Raw genomic sequence first — 13,452 nt, forward strand, 5'->3', positions numbered from 1 at the left:
TCTGATTGGGGCGCCCCCCGTTGAGCGCTACTTGTCGGCCACCGGACGCAGCCGGACCTTGACCTTGACCCGCCCCTGGACGTCCGGGAGCGTGACGGTCAGCGCGTCCGCGTCGAACGCGTCGTACGGCTTCTCGTCGATCTCCACGGACGCGATCCGCACCGAGCCGGCCGGGAGCAGGTCGGGCGAGACGCGCAGGATCCGGTCGGGCAGGTCGGTCGGGTCGGGCTGGAAGTGGAAGTCCATCTCCCGGCCGTTGATGAGCAGGTTGTTGTAGACGGCGGCGAGGTAGCACAGCTCCGCCGAGTGGTACATGGACATCGAGTGGCTGCCCTTGAGCCGCTCGGTGCCGAGGAGGTACGGCATGCCGTCCGCGAGCACGTTGAAGTAGACGGCTCCCTCGTCGTGGTCGAGGAAGAAGGTGTTGTAGAAGGCCTGCGCCTGCCGGGCCTCGCGCAGTTCGGCGTCGCCGCCGACCGTGCCGCTCAGGATGAGGTAGGCGAGGATCGCCTGCTCCTGCTGCCACCAGGCCTTGCGGTCGTGCCAGGCGAAACGATACGTCTCCTGGTCCCCCGACCTGACGCGTTCGACGACGTCGTACCAGCCGCCGCGCTGCCGGTCGCTGCCGACCGGCGGCATGATCTCGCCGATCTTCCTGGCGAGCTCCTCGTACGCCGGCTTGGCCTTCAGCGAGTTCATCCGCATCAGGTTCCAGGCGATTTTGAGGTTGTGGCCGACCACGGCGCGGTTCTGCTGCCAGCTGTGGGCGGTGTCGTGCGACCAGTCGCGGTGGAAGCGCTCCTGGACGAAGGGGCTGTTCTTGTAGTCCGGGAACTTGTCCGCGATGGTGTCGAAGGTGTACTCGAGGAAGTCGGCGTACTTCTGGTCGCCGGTCGCCAGGTACAGGTTGATCAGGTACGCGGGCGCGTGGTCGCCGACCGAGTTCCAGTTCTTGCGCTCGGCGTTCTCCCCGAGGGACTCGTGGTCGGCGCTGAAGAGGATCGGGTCGATGTGCGAGTAGTAGCCGCCCTGTTCCGGGTCGAAGAAGAACTTGTCGAACAGCCGGATGGTGGCGTCGGCGTCGTTCTTGATGCGGACGTCACCGGTGACCCGGTACGTCTGGACGGGGCCGGCCAGCGCGTAGATCTGCTCGTACATCGGGATCGCGTCGTAGTCGTCGGAGAACTCCGAGGTGAACAGCTTGCGTTCGCTGTCCCCGTCCACGCTGATGCCGTGGTACCAGAAGACCACGTCCTCCTCGCTGTCGACGACGCGCATGTGCTTGCGCAGGTACTCGGTGCCGCGCTCGGCGACCTCCAGGTACTCGTCCTTGCCGGTCAGCAGGTAGGCCGAGGCCATGCCGTAGACCAGGCGGGAGATCGTGTCGGTCTCCTGGACGTGGCTGGCGGTCTTGTCACCGCCGAGCCGGATCTCGGTGCGGTACTCGGTGAAGTCCACCGGCCCGTCGCCGAACTGCGCCCGCTTGTAGAAGTCGGCCAGCGACTCGATCTGCTTGATCCACCAGCTGGGCTCCTCAAAGCGGTAGTCCTCCGCGCCGCGGCCCAGGAACACCAGGCGCTTGGCGTCGAAGCGTCCGCCGTGCTCGGGGTAGTGGATGCCGTAGACGAAGAGGAACCGGCCCGGCGAGAGCATCTCGTCGATGTGCCCGGAGGCGTCGATGTAGGGCTCGTCGAGGTTGCGGACCAGTTCGGCGGCGGGGTCGCCGGCGACCGAGACGTCGAACTCGCGCCCGTCCGGGGTCTTCAGGCGCAGTACGCGCGACCCGGAGTCGAAGCGGGCGACGTACCCGGCGATGGTGTCGGAGAAGGAGAAGCTCACGGCGTCCGCCATGTCATGCACCGTCCTTGTCGTGAGAGCCCTCGTGAGTGCGTACGTCCTCGTGTCCCTGGCCGGCTTCGCCCTCGTGTCCCTGGCCGGCTTCGTCCTCGTATCCCTGGCTGATCTCGACGATCACCCCGTCCGGGTCGCGGACCCAGACGGTCCGCCAGCCGCAGATGAAGTCGTCGAAGTCCAGCGGCCCCAGGGTCACGTCGGCCGCGCCCCCCAGCCGCGCCAGGAACGCGTCCACGTCGTCGGTCTGAAAGGCCAGGTGGCGCATCCGGCCCGGGGCCTGCGGCCCGTCGTCGTGCGCGGGGCGCGCCGGTTCGGCGCCGGCCGCGAAGAGCTCCAGGTACGCGTCCCCGTTGCGCAGGAACACGATCTGCGACTCCCCGAGGTCGACCACCCGGGCCCGGGCGAAGCCGAAGTAGCGGGTGTAGAACTCTTCGGTGGTCTTCTGGTCCGTGCAGTTCAGGCCCACGTGCGACCAGCGCAGACCGGCCGCCATCAGCCGGCCCCCCGGCCCCGCCCGGCCGCGATGAGCTCGATGATCCGGCGGGCGAAGAGGTGGTGGTGGGCGCCGGTGCGGCCGGTGACCAGGTCCCCGTCGACCACCACGTCCTCGTCGACGTACTGCGCGCCCATGTTGCGGACGTCGCCGATGAGGTTGTTGTGGCAGACCACCTTGCGGCCGCGCACCTTGTCGGGGATCGAGGCCGCCAGCCACATGCCGTGGCAGATGATCCCCTTGAGGACCGTCGGCTCCTCGAACGCCCGGCGCAGCAGCTCGGTCGCCGGCGCGAGGACGTCCACGTCCTCGGTGTAGCGCAGCCGGTCGGCCACCATGCCCGAGGGCACGATGAGCGCCGCGTACCGGCGCAGCTCCTCGTCGCTCAGCCCCTCCAGGGACCGGTCGGCGGTGAAGGGCGCCCGGTACTCGTGCCCGGAGAAGGTGATGGAGTCGTTGCCCCACAGCCGGGTCAGGAAATCGACCTCGGCTCCCTCCTCCGCGAAGCGGTGCCCGTAGTAGAAGATCTCCGGCTCGTAGAAGTCGCTCTCGACCAGGACCGCGATCCGGGTCCCCGTCAGCGCGCCCTCGCGCAGGACCGCGTCAGACACGGGAGGCTCCCTTCAGGAAGTCCGCCGCGCGCTCGGCGATCATCGCGATGGCGGTGTGGCAGTTGCCCGACGGGACCGCGGGCATCACGCTCGCGTCGACGACGCGCAGGTTGCGTACGCCGTGCACCCGCAGCTGGGGGTCGACGACGGAGAGGTCGTCGATGCCCATGCGGCAGGACCCGGCCTGGTGGTGGTAGCTCTCCGACTTCTGCTTCACGAAGGACCGCAGGTCCTCGTCGGTCGCGTGGCCGGGCCCGGGCTGGAGCTCCTGCTTGTACCAGGGGGAGAACGCGGAGGTCGCGAAGAGCTCCCGGGCGATCTTGACGCCCTGCACCATCCGCTCCAGGTCCCACCGGTCGCCGAGGTAGTTCGGGTTGATCAGCGGGTGGGCCAGCGGGTCGGCGCTCGCCAGCTTGATCCAGCCGCGCGAGACGGGGCGTACCACACCGGGCAGGATGGACACCGTGTTCGGGTGGTCCTGGCCGACGATCACGTCGAACGGGACGTGGACGAAGGCGATCTGGAGGTCCGGCGCGGGCAGCCCGGGCCGGGAGGAGAGGAACAGAGCGCTCTCCGACAGGTTCTGCGCCGGCGGCGGCAGCTCCTGGGTGACCTCGGCCATCAGCCCGGTCAGCACGTGGTTGTGGAAGTTCTCCCCGACCCCGGGCAGGGCCGCGGTGACCTCGATGCCGTGCTCGCGCAGCTGGTGCGGGTGGCCGATGCCGGAGAGCAGCAGCAGCTTCGGGGACTCGATCGCCCCGGCGGCCACGATCACCTCCCGGCGGGCCCGTACGGTGTGCAGCCCCGGCTCGGCGGCGCCGCTGTGGGCGTCCGCGACCGTCCGGCCGGGGAACTCCGCGGGGGCCCTGAGCTGGACGTACTCGACGCCCGTGCAGGTGTCCCCGTCGAAGAGCAGCCGGGTGGACTGGGCGCTGGTGCGCAGGGTCAGGTTGGGGCGGCCGAGCGCGGGCTCCAGGTAGGCGGCGAGGGCGCCCTGGCGGCGGCCGTCGGCCACGTCGATGTGGTGCCAGCCGGTTCCGAAGAGGCCGCGCCGCGGCCCGTCCGTGTTGAAGTCGGCGATCTCCTCGTGCCCCAGCTCGACGGCCGCGTCGATGAAGGCGCGGGAGACCGGGTTGGGGTCGTGCCGCCCGGCATGGGTGATCCGCTGCGGCCCCCGGGTGCCGGTGGTGGCCGCGGTGGCGTCCTCCTGGCCCTCCAGGAGGGCGAAGTACGGCAGGACATCCTCGTGCGCCCAGCCCGCCGCGCCCTGGTAGGCCCAGTTGTCGAAGTCCGAGGCGTGTCCCCGGATGTGCATCATGATGTAGAGGTTGCTGCTGCCGCCGGGGGCCTTGCCGCGCGGTTCGTAGGTACGGCGGCCGCCCAGGCCGGGCTGCGGGGTGCTGGTGTAGCCCCAGTCCACGGGCCCGCCGAGCAGCTTGTACCAGGACGACGGGTCGTCCACCTCGGGCGGGATCCGGGAGCCGCCCGCCTCCAGGACGAGGACGGACACCTCCGGGTCCTCCGAGAGGCGGCCCGCGAGCACGCTGCCGGCCGTGCCGGATCCCACCACGATGTAGTCGTACTCTTCGGCGCTCACGGATCGGCCCCCCTCAGCCCTGGCTCAGCACCTGGAAGGGGACGGTGTCGTGGTAGTTCGCCATGTAGGCGATCTTCCCGTCCACGATCCGGAAGAAGTTCATGACCTCGGCCTCGATGGCCTCGCCGGAGGCGCTGACGGCCGTCAGGTGCGAGACGGCCGCGGCCTTCTCCCCGTCTCCGTCGACGATGAAATGAACGGGCTCGTTCCGGAAGACCCGGTACATCGTGCCCATGCCCTTCATCATCGAGCGCAGGACCTCCAGGCCCTCGATGTGGCCGGCGAGCTGCTCGTCCATGACCTGGTCCTCGGCGAACAGGTCGCACCAGCGGTCCCAGTCGCCCGCGTTCGCGTACTCGTAATACTTCTCCAGGACTTGCGTCAGGCTCTGTCGTTCGTCCATCGCGCTGATTCCCCCTATCGGTCCCTGCGGGTTCCGTCCGGCGCGAAGGGCGCCCAGAACTGGCTGAAGGCACTGGCCGTGTCGCCGAAGAGCCCGTCGCGGCCCTCCACGACACGGCCCTCGCGCCAGCGCAAGAAGTGGAAGACGGGGTAGTCCATCCGCTCGTACGGGGAACGGCTGCCCCGGTCGGAGCCGTCCCGCAGGGCGGTGTTGCGGCACACGTCCGCGGAGCAGTCCTCGCCGACGAGGATCGCCTCCAGGTCCATCCGGAAGGTGCCGCCCGTGAGCTTGTGGGTCTGCCCCATCAGCTCCAGGAAGGCGTCCAGGCTCTCGTACCAGCCGGCGAGCGGGTGGTTGCCGGGCACCAGCCAGCGCAGGTCCTCGGAGTAGTACTCCAGGATCCGTGCCCGGTCGCCGGAGCCGAGCGCGGCGTAGGCCGCCTCGACCCGCTCCCGTGTCACTTCGGTCATCGTCGCCTCTCCTTCGCCGGCGCTCAGAGCGAGCCGGAACCGGGCATCGGAGCCAGGTCGTTGACGGTGTACTGCTTGATCAGCGGTCCGTCGGGACCGGCCACCACGGTCCAGGTCTGGTCGGCGTCGAAGCCGAGCCATTCGCTGCGGGCGGCCGGCGGGTCCCAGATCTTCGCCTGCCAGTTGACGAGGACCCGGACGACGGCCCGGCCGCCCTCGATGACCGGCGCCACCTTGGTGACCGTGTGCACCTCGTCGAAGAACCGGTGGGTGACGGCCTCGTACCAGCGGCCGAAGCCCCGGTGTCCGATGAAGGTGTCCTCGGGGACCTTGAACTCCAGGTCCTCGGTGATCAGGGCGAGTACCTGGTCGAGCTCTACGTGCCGGTCCAGCGCCACGTACCAGTCCTCGGCGAACCTGCGGATCGCGTCCTCGGTCAACTGCCGCTCGGCGGGCATGCGGTCTCCTCCTGTCCGGTGTGCGTCTCAGATCTGGATGTCGACGAGGAACGGTCCGGGGTGGGCCAGCATCCGGCTCACGGCCGCGACCGCCTCGTCCGGCTTCTCCACCCGCATCCCGCCGGCGCCGAGGGACCGGGCCAGCCCGGCGAAGTCGATCTCGGGGTGCGAGAGGTCGAAGGAGCCCGGGAAGCCGTGCTCGGGGATGTCCCGTTCGCGCCAGTACTGGGCGATGTTGTCGTCGAGCAGCCGGTACTTGCGGTTGTTGCAGACCACAAACTTGGCGTCGATGCCGTGCCGGACCGCCGTCCACAGCGCCTGGTAGGTGTACATCGACCCGCCGTCGCCGGCGAAGCCGACGACGAGCCGGTCCGGGCGGGCGAGCTTGGCGCCGACCGCACCCGGGAAGCCGACGCCCAGCGAACCGCCCCGGGTGAGGTGGTAGTCGCCCGGGCGCTCGGGCGGCAGGTATTTCGTGACCAGCGGGGAGGTGGTCAGCGCCTCGTCGAAGACGACGAGGTCCCCGCCGGTGCGCTCGGCCAGCGTCCGCAGGAAGGCGGACATCGCCGTACCCTCGTCCGTCACCGCCCGCGCCGCGCGGATCCGCTCCCGCGTCCGTACGTCGAGCCGGGCGGCCGCGGCGGCCCGGCGCTGCGGGCTCAGCCTGCGCTCCAGTACGCCGGCCAGCGCGCGCAGCGCCTGCCGGGGATCCGCGGCCAGGCCCAGGTCGACCGGGTGGTTCTTGGCGATCTCGTAGGCGTTGAGGTCGATGTGGACGACCTTCGCGCCCGCCCGGAAGGGGCTCTCCAGCTCGGGGAACACCTCCGGGAACACATAGGTGCCGACGATCAGCACCCCGTCGGCCGCGCCCACGAGGTCCTTGCTGTGCGGCCCGAACATGTGGCCCGTCTGACCCCGCCGCAGCGGGTGCGAGGCCGCGATGTTGACCTCCGAGGAGTCGACCTCGTACACGTCGGCGCCCAGCAGCTCGGCGACCGCGACGAGTTCTCGCTGCGCCCCGGAGAGCGCGACCCCGTCGCCGACGAGGACCACCGGCCGCTCGGCGGAGGCGAGCAGCTCGGCCGCCCGCCCCACCGAGGCGGGTGAGGGCGCCACGTCCGTGAGCGGCACCGTGGCCGGCAGCACGGGCTCGGAGTTGAGCTCGTCGAGCACGTCCATCGGCAGCGCCACGAACACCGGCCCGCGGGGCGGGGTGAGCGCGATCTTCACGGCCCGCCGGATGGTGCGGAGCACGGAGCGCGAGTCGGTGACACGGGTCGCGTACTTGGTCACCGGCTTCGCCATCGCCACCAGATCGGACGCCATCTGCGCGTCCATGGCGTCGTAGCGGACCCCCGCGTCGCCGGCGACCACGACGAGCGGGGTGTGGCCGCGCAGCGACTGGTAGAGCATGCCGATGCCGTTGCCCAGCCCCACCCCGGAGTGCAGCTGGAGGAGGGCCGCGCCGCCGGTCGCCCGGGCGTACCCGTCGGCGATGCCGGCGGCCACGGTCTCCTGGAGGGCGAGGACGTACCGGAAGTCCTCGGCCGCGTCCACCGCGTCGAGGAACCCCTGTTCCACGGTCCCGGGATTTCCGAACATCACATGGAGGCCGTCGGCCCTGAACTGCTCGATCAGCCTTTCCCGTCCGGGAGTGGCTCCGGTGTTCATTGAACTCCCCCTCATTCCCACGAGTTGCCGGACCGGCGATGTCCAGGACTTACCAGCCGTAACGGGTGAGACCGTCCTCCAGGACTTCCACGATCTTCTGTCCCGTGAGGTACGAGTCCGGGGTGGAACGTCCGGTCACGAACGGGAAGTCGACGATGACGGAAACCGGCTTTCCGAAATTCCCGTGGTACGCGCCGCGCGGGCCGGTGGCGTCGCTCAGGATGTATTCCAGCGGATACGGCGGCGGCCCCATGTTGAAATCAGTACCGAGGAATCCGGTGCCGTCCTTGTAGTCGTACTCCTTGCAGTGGCCGGTCACGTGCTTTCCCCAGATGATGCTCTTGCGGTCGCTCCAGTCCCGGGCGAAGGCCAGGCAGGCGACGCCGTAGCACTCCGCGGCCACGACCTTGCCCGCCTTCTCGAAGGCCAGGATCAGGGCGTGCACGCGCTCGTTGTTGGCGAGGTCGGCGATCGGGCCGCTGCCGCCGACGATGAGGATCGCGTCGTAGTCGGCGATGTCGGCGTCGAGCCTGTCCAGATCGCGGTGGTACTGCTCGAGCTTGCGCAGATAGCCCTCGTCGCTCGTGTAGGGGCGCTCGGGCACCCATGCCTCGATGTCCAGGGGCGAGTCCAGCCGGCTCGACTGCTCGAACTCCCGTCCCAGACGGGCGTTCTCCTCGGTGGTGACCGAGCGTCCCAGTGGAGGATCGATGTAGTGCGCGTCGAGGCTCGGCGGAAGAGCGTGCGCACGCTTTCCGGTCGGCGTGGCGAAGGTGACCTCGTAGCCGCGTTCGTCGAACTTCGATACGGGCCCTATCAGTTCCTCGGCCCAGTAACCGTGTTCGGAGACAATGACCAGAATCTTTCTGCTCACGTATTCCTCCAGGCGCCGCCTGTTGTCGTTGGCGTCCACCACACTGGCCGCGCCCGGAGCCCGCGTCAAAGCGCGGGCATGCGACTTCGTGAGGTAGCGGGCCAGGTGAGGGGGGCACCTCAGGAAGTCGTCATACGACGTCATGAAGTAGCTTCAGGACTACCTGACTTCGGCCGAATCACTGAACCATTACCGGTTCCCCGTCTTATGGTCTGGACGCGCCGCGCATCACGGGCGCGCAGAGCAGGATCGCGAGGAGAGGGACGGGGACGATGACGATGGACCTGTTGTGCACGCACATCGACCGGATACGTCCGGTGAAACCCGGGACCGAGGGCTGCGAGGAATGCCTCATCGCCGGAGACACCTGGGTGCACCTGCGGATGTGCCTCAGTTGCGGGCACGTCGGATGCTGCGACTCCTCGAAGAACCGTCACGCCACCCGGCACTACCGCACCACCGAGCACCCCATCGCGGCCTCGCACGAGCCCGGCGAGGACTGGGCCTGGTGCTACGCCGACCAGCTGATGCTGGACCCGGCGTGAGCGCCGCCGCGGAGAGCCGCGCCTCCGCCGTCACCGCCGGGGCGGCCACCGAACGCGCGGAGAGCAGGAAGCCGGTCATCCTGGCCGTGGACGACGACCCGCAGGTGCTGCGCGCCGTCCGCCGCGACCTGCGCAGCGCCTACGGCGACCGCTACCGGGTCCTCGGCGCCTCCTCCGCCGCCGACGCGCTGAAGATCCTGGACTCCCTCGACGAACGCGGCCACGACCCGGCGCTCTTCCTCGTGGACCAGCGGATGCCCGAGGTCACCGGGGTCGAGTTCCTCCTCGAAGCGGTCAGCCGCTTCCCCGACGCCCGACGCGTCCTGCTCACCGCCTACGCGGAGACGGACGCGGCGATCACCGCCATCAACCGGGTCCGGCTGGACTACTACCTGCTCAAGCCGTGGGACCCGCCGCACGAGCGGCTCTTCCCGGTCCTCGACGACCTGCTGTCGGACTGGCTGGCCACCTACCGCCCGGCGTACGACGGGATCATCGTCGCCGGCCACCTGGTCTCCCCCGGCACCCACGCCGTCCGCGACTTCTTCACCCGCAACGGCCGGCCGTTCCGCTTCCTCAACGTCGAACGGGACCCGGAAGCCCTGACCCTGATCGCCGCCCAGCCCGATGCCCCGCTCCCCCTCGTCCGCTTCCCGGACGGATCGGTGCTCTCCGCGCCGACCGACTCCCAGCTCGCCCAGCGCCTGGGCCTGGCCACCACCGCCTCCCGCCCGCACTACGAGTGCGTCATCGTCGGCGCGGGCCCGGCCGGGCTGGCGGCGGGCGTCTACTCGGCGTCCGAAGGCCTCTCCACCCTGATGCTGGACTCCCGCGCCCCGGGCGGCCAGGCCGGCACCTCCAGCCTGATCGAGAACTACCTCGGCTTCCCCTCCGGCCTCTCGGGCGGTGACCTGACCCGCCGCGCCACCATCCAGGCCTCCCGGTTCGGCGCCGAGATCCTGCACCCGGTGGAGGTGGTCTCGCTGACCCGGGACGACCCCGCGAAGATCCTCACGCTGGCGGACGGCACGGAGATCTCCGCGGAGACGGTCCTGCTGGCCACCGGGGTCTCGTACAACCGCCTCGAAGCCCCCGGCGCGGACCGCTTCGAGGGGGCCGGCCTCTACTACGGCGCGGCGACCACGGAAAGCTCGGCCTGCATCTCGCAGCACGTGTTCATCGTCGGCGGCGCGAACTCGGCCGGCCAGGCGGCGGTCCACTTCGCCAAGTACGCGGCCCGCGTGACGATCCTGGTGCGCGCGGCCTCCCTGGACGCGAGCATGTCCCGCTACCTGATCGACGAGATCGACCGCACCCCGAACATCGAGGTGAAGGTCCGCACGACGGTGGTGCGCCTCGACGGCGACGAGCACCTGGAACGGCTGACCCTGCACGACGCCGACACCGGGGAGGACACGGAGGTCCCGGCCCGCTTCATGTTCACCTTCATCGGCGCCCGCCCGCACACCGGCTGGCTGTCGGGAGTCGTCGAGCGCGACGAGTACGGCTTCGTCCTCACCGGCTCCGACCTGATCGCGAACGGCGGCGAACTGCCGGCCGAGTGGAGCCTGGAACGCGCCCCCTACCCCCTGGAGACGAGCGTCCCCGGCGTCTTCGCCGCGGGCGACGTCCGCGCCCACTCGGTCAAGCGGGTCGCCTCGGGCGTCGGCGAGGGCGCGATGGCGGTCTCCCTGATCCACCGCTACCGCTCGATGGGCTGAGAGCGCTGGGACATTCCCCGGGCCGGACCCTTGCGATCAAGGAGCCGTCCGACGCAACGTTGATTACATGATTACACCAGAACAGAGCGAACAGCTCCGCGCATGGTTCGCCGAGCGCCTGCCGGTGGACATCTACGCATCCCTCGTCTCGGTCACGGTCGACCGCGAGGAGATCACGGTCGTCGGCACCATCCCGGAGACCGAGTCGGTCAAGGAGTTCCGCGAGCGCACCCGCGAGCAGCGCATCGAGGTGGCCCGAGAGGCCGAGGAGCTCTACCGCCGCAAAGTCGCCTGGGGCGTACGGGCGGGTGAGGAGACGACCCTCTTCACCCACCTCGCCGTCCCCGTGATGACCCGCCTGCGCCAGTCCGAACGCCAGGTGCTCGACACCCTGGTCGCCGGCGGCGTCGCCCGCAGCCGGGCCGACGCCCTCGCCTGGTGCGTCCGTCTCGTCGGACGCAACACCGACGCGTGGCTGACGGAGCTGCGCGAGTCCCTGAACAAGGTCCACGAGGTCCGGGCACAGGGGCCGGACGTCCCCAACTCCATGAAGTCCGGGTCCGAATGAGCGAAACGCCCCACTCCGGCGCATGATCGCGTAACGCTGGCCGGGACCACCACCCAGCCAGGACCCCCGCCCAGGGAGGGCACGCACCATGACGACCACCGTCGAATACATCCGCTACCGGATCGGACTGGACGACCAGGCGGCCTTCGAGGACGCCTACGGCCGGGCCGCCGAGGCCCTGGCCGCCTCGCCCGAGTGCCTCGACTACGAGCTCGCCCGCTGCGAGGAGGAGAAGGAGCGCTACATCCTCCGCATCCGCTGGACCTCGGTCGACGCCCACCTCAACGGATTCCGCAAGGGCGAGCACTTCCCGGCCTTCTTCAGCGCGATCCGCCCGTACGTGACGGCCATCGAGGAAATGCAGCACTACACGGTCACCGACATCGTGGGCACGGGAAAGGCCTCCGCATAACCATGAGCACCACACCCACCATCTACGAGTGGATGGGCGGCGCGGAGGCGATGAACCGCCTCACCGACGTCTTCTACGGCCATGCCCTGCGGGACGAGATCCTCGCCCCGGTCTTCGCCGGCATGGACGCGGAGCACCCGCAGCACGTCGCGGTCTGGCTGTCGGAGGTCTTCGGCGGCCCGTCGGACTACACCGCCCACCACGGCGGCCACCAGCACATGGCCACCAAACACCTGGGCCGCGGCATCACCGAGCGGCAGCGCCGCCGCTGGGTGGACCTCCTGATGGACACGGCCGACGAGGTCGGCCTCCCGGCCGACCCGGAGTTCCGCGCGGTCTTCGCCTACTACATCGAGTGGGGCACCCGCATGGCCCTGATCTACTCGGGCTCCAACCCGCCCCCGGTGGACGCGGCCGAGATCCCGGTCTGGTCCTGGGGTCAGACCCCGCCCTGGATCCCCAAGAGCTGATCCCTCAAGAGCTGATCCCTTCCGCCCCGGGCCTCCGCCTGCCGACTCAGCGCATGAACTTGTAGCGCCGGGGAGGCAGGCGCGGGGTCTGGGGCGCCATGCCCTCGGCGAGGAGCACGGTGAGCGGTACGGCCGCCGCCCCGGCCCCGGGCTCCGCGTGCTGCCAGAAGTCCACGGCCCCCTCCAGGATCTCCACCAGCTTCTCCCAGTCGCCGGGCTGTGCCTCCGCGCAGCCCCGCCAGGAGGTCACCGTCACCAGCCGCCCCGGCGCCTGCGGCAGCCACGACAGGTCCCGCAGCACGTCGGCCAGCGCGTCCCAGTTCCCGCCGAACCACTCCGGCAGCTGCAGGGCCGCCTGGCAGCGCCGCATCAGCTCGGCCTTGCTCCGTACCCCGTCCAGATCCAGCTCCATGGTCGCCCAGCCGGCCTTCTCGGCTGCGTCGAGCGCCGGAGCCAGCGGCAGCGGCTCCAGGGAGGTGGACGGGGACAGGGGGGAGATCGGGGTCATCGGAGAACCGCCTTGAAGGTGTCGTAGTGGTCGTCTGTGTAGTAGAACTCGCCGCCCTGGCCCGTCACGATCCGCCGGGCTCCGCGGTCCCGTTCCCCAGGCGTCCTGACCGTGAACTCGTGGTAGTAGCCGCGCTTGCGCTCCGGCAGGGCCTTCTCGAAGTTCCCGAAGACGGTCCCGTCCTGGCGGTAGGGGTACGGCCCGCCCTTGTCGATCAGCGCGAGCACGTCCCGGGCCTGCTGCGGCAGCGCGTCCGCCCGTACGGTGGGCATCCCCTTCGCCCACCCGGGCACGGCGATGCCGGCGGTACTACTCCCGGAGGCGCTGGCGGCGGCGGGCGCGGGTTTTTGCCCACCGCAGCCCACCGCACCGACCAGTGCGGCGCAGAGGAACAGGGCCCCCAGCGCACGCAGCAACGATCGGGGCACGTTCCGAAAGATCATGCACCGATCGTGCCAAACATCCGATTCGCTCGCGAATCGCCCGGAGGCCTCAGAGCGCGTTCATCTTGGTGTAGGGACTCAGGATTCGTTTCTGGACCGAACCGAAGTCGACGAGAACAGCGATCCCCTCCTCGATTCCGACGACACGGCCGAGGCCGTGCTCGTCGTGAGTGACCCGGTCGCCGACGCTGAACTGCCGGATGGGCTGTTCCGCGGGGGCCTTGAACGGGCTGGACGGCAAATGGCGGCGAGGTACTGCTGACTTTGTCATTGAGACCAGTATGCGCCCAGCACCGCTCTCCGCGGTCCGCCGTTCCGATCTCAATTACGGCACCATCCGCACCAGCGGCCGCG

Annotated in this window: 17 protein-coding genes; 5 read left to right on the forward strand and 12 right to left on the reverse strand. The window is 69.9% G+C overall.

Annotated elements, in window-relative coordinates; genetic code table 11:
• Positions 1-27 precede the first annotated feature (27 nt).
• The 9 genes from ACIP5M_RS28165 to ACIP5M_RS28205 are packed head-to-tail and all read right to left on the reverse strand — an operon-like array spanning position 28 to position 8,431.
• Complete coding sequence (locus ACIP5M_RS28165) at positions 28-1,851, reverse strand: AGE family epimerase/isomerase (protein WP_401201919.1); 1,824 nt, start codon at positions 1,849-1,851, stop codon at positions 28-30.
• 1 nt (position 1,852) lies between these two features.
• A complete protein-coding gene (locus ACIP5M_RS28170; protein WP_401201921.1) occupies positions 1,853-2,347 on the reverse strand; it encodes a VOC family protein in 495 nt (164 codons plus the stop codon).
• Positions 2,347-2,958: a DJ-1/PfpI family protein gene (locus ACIP5M_RS28175; RefSeq protein WP_401201922.1), complete on the reverse strand. Its 612-nt coding sequence runs from the start codon at positions 2,956-2,958 to the stop codon at positions 2,347-2,349. The genes ACIP5M_RS28170 and ACIP5M_RS28175 overlap by 1 nt, the downstream gene beginning before the upstream one ends.
• Positions 2,951-4,555 (reverse strand): GMC family oxidoreductase, encoded by a 1,605-nt coding sequence (locus ACIP5M_RS28180; protein ID WP_401201923.1) that lies wholly within the window; start codon positions 4,553-4,555, stop codon positions 2,951-2,953. The genes ACIP5M_RS28175 and ACIP5M_RS28180 overlap by 8 nt, the downstream gene beginning before the upstream one ends.
• A gap of 13 nt (positions 4,556-4,568) precedes the next feature.
• Positions 4,569-4,958: a nuclear transport factor 2 family protein gene (locus tag ACIP5M_RS28185; RefSeq protein WP_401201925.1), complete on the reverse strand. Its 390-nt coding sequence runs from the start codon at positions 4,956-4,958 to the stop codon at positions 4,569-4,571.
• Between the two features lie 14 nt (positions 4,959-4,972).
• A complete protein-coding gene (locus ACIP5M_RS28190; protein ID WP_401201926.1) occupies positions 4,973-5,428 on the reverse strand; it encodes a nuclear transport factor 2 family protein in 456 nt (151 codons plus the stop codon).
• A gap of 23 nt (positions 5,429-5,451) precedes the next feature.
• Positions 5,452-5,886 (reverse strand): nuclear transport factor 2 family protein, encoded by a 435-nt coding sequence (locus tag ACIP5M_RS28195; protein ID WP_401201928.1) that lies wholly within the window; start codon positions 5,884-5,886, stop codon positions 5,452-5,454.
• Positions 5,887-5,913: 27 nt separating this feature from the next.
• Entirely contained in the window at positions 5,914-7,557 is a 1,644-nt protein-coding gene (locus ACIP5M_RS28200; protein WP_401201929.1) for a thiamine pyrophosphate-binding protein, read from the reverse strand.
• A 49-nt stretch (positions 7,558-7,606) separates the two neighbouring features.
• On the reverse strand, positions 7,607-8,431 hold the full coding sequence (locus tag ACIP5M_RS28205) for a type 1 glutamine amidotransferase domain-containing protein (RefSeq protein ID WP_401201931.1): 825 nt from the start codon (positions 8,429-8,431) through the stop codon (positions 7,607-7,609).
• 272 nt (positions 8,432-8,703) lie between these two features.
• Here ACIP5M_RS28205 and ACIP5M_RS28210 point away from each other — a divergent pair, with 272 nt between their 5' ends.
• The 5 genes from ACIP5M_RS28210 (at position 8,704) to ACIP5M_RS28230 (ending at position 12,147) form a co-directional block, all read left to right on the forward strand.
• Positions 8,704-8,976, forward strand: a complete 273-nt coding sequence (locus ACIP5M_RS28210) for a UBP-type zinc finger domain-containing protein (RefSeq protein WP_401201932.1) — start codon at positions 8,704-8,706, stop codon at positions 8,974-8,976.
• Positions 8,973-10,697, forward strand: a complete 1,725-nt coding sequence (locus ACIP5M_RS28215) for an FAD-dependent oxidoreductase (RefSeq protein WP_401201934.1) — start codon at positions 8,973-8,975, stop codon at positions 10,695-10,697. The genes ACIP5M_RS28210 and ACIP5M_RS28215 overlap by 4 nt, the downstream gene beginning before the upstream one ends.
• A gap of 67 nt (positions 10,698-10,764) precedes the next feature.
• Positions 10,765-11,265, forward strand: a complete 501-nt coding sequence (locus ACIP5M_RS28220; protein ID WP_401201935.1) for a hypothetical protein — start codon at positions 10,765-10,767, stop codon at positions 11,263-11,265.
• Between the two features lie 88 nt (positions 11,266-11,353).
• The gene (locus tag ACIP5M_RS28225; RefSeq protein WP_401201937.1) at positions 11,354-11,677 is read left to right on the forward strand and encodes a putative quinol monooxygenase; all 324 of its coding nucleotides are present in this window, start codon (positions 11,354-11,356) and stop codon (positions 11,675-11,677) included.
• A 2-nt stretch (positions 11,678-11,679) separates the two neighbouring features.
• Positions 11,680-12,147 (forward strand): group II truncated hemoglobin, encoded by a 468-nt coding sequence (locus tag ACIP5M_RS28230; protein ID WP_401201939.1) that lies wholly within the window; start codon positions 11,680-11,682, stop codon positions 12,145-12,147.
• 46 nt (positions 12,148-12,193) lie between these two features.
• Here ACIP5M_RS28230 and ACIP5M_RS28235 read toward each other — a convergent pair whose 3' ends face one another.
• From ACIP5M_RS28235 to ACIP5M_RS28245, 3 genes are read right to left on the reverse strand one after another with little or no spacing between them, the layout of a single operon-like run.
• Positions 12,194-12,655, reverse strand: coding sequence for a barstar family protein (locus tag ACIP5M_RS28235; RefSeq protein WP_401201941.1), 462 nt, complete (start codon positions 12,653-12,655; stop codon positions 12,194-12,196).
• The gene (locus ACIP5M_RS28240) at positions 12,652-13,098 is read right to left on the reverse strand and encodes a ribonuclease domain-containing protein (RefSeq protein ID WP_401201943.1); all 447 of its coding nucleotides are present in this window, start codon (positions 13,096-13,098) and stop codon (positions 12,652-12,654) included. The genes ACIP5M_RS28235 and ACIP5M_RS28240 overlap by 4 nt, the downstream gene beginning before the upstream one ends.
• Positions 13,099-13,147: 49 nt before the next feature.
• The gene (locus tag ACIP5M_RS28245) at positions 13,148-13,369 is read right to left on the reverse strand and encodes a CarD family transcriptional regulator (protein WP_401201945.1); all 222 of its coding nucleotides are present in this window, start codon (positions 13,367-13,369) and stop codon (positions 13,148-13,150) included.
• Between the last annotated feature and the right edge of the window lie 83 nt (positions 13,370-13,452).

The sequence above is a fragment of the Streptomyces sp. NPDC088762 genome (assembly GCF_044750905.1).
Classification (GTDB): Bacteria; Actinomycetota; Actinomycetes; order Streptomycetales; family Streptomycetaceae; genus Streptomyces.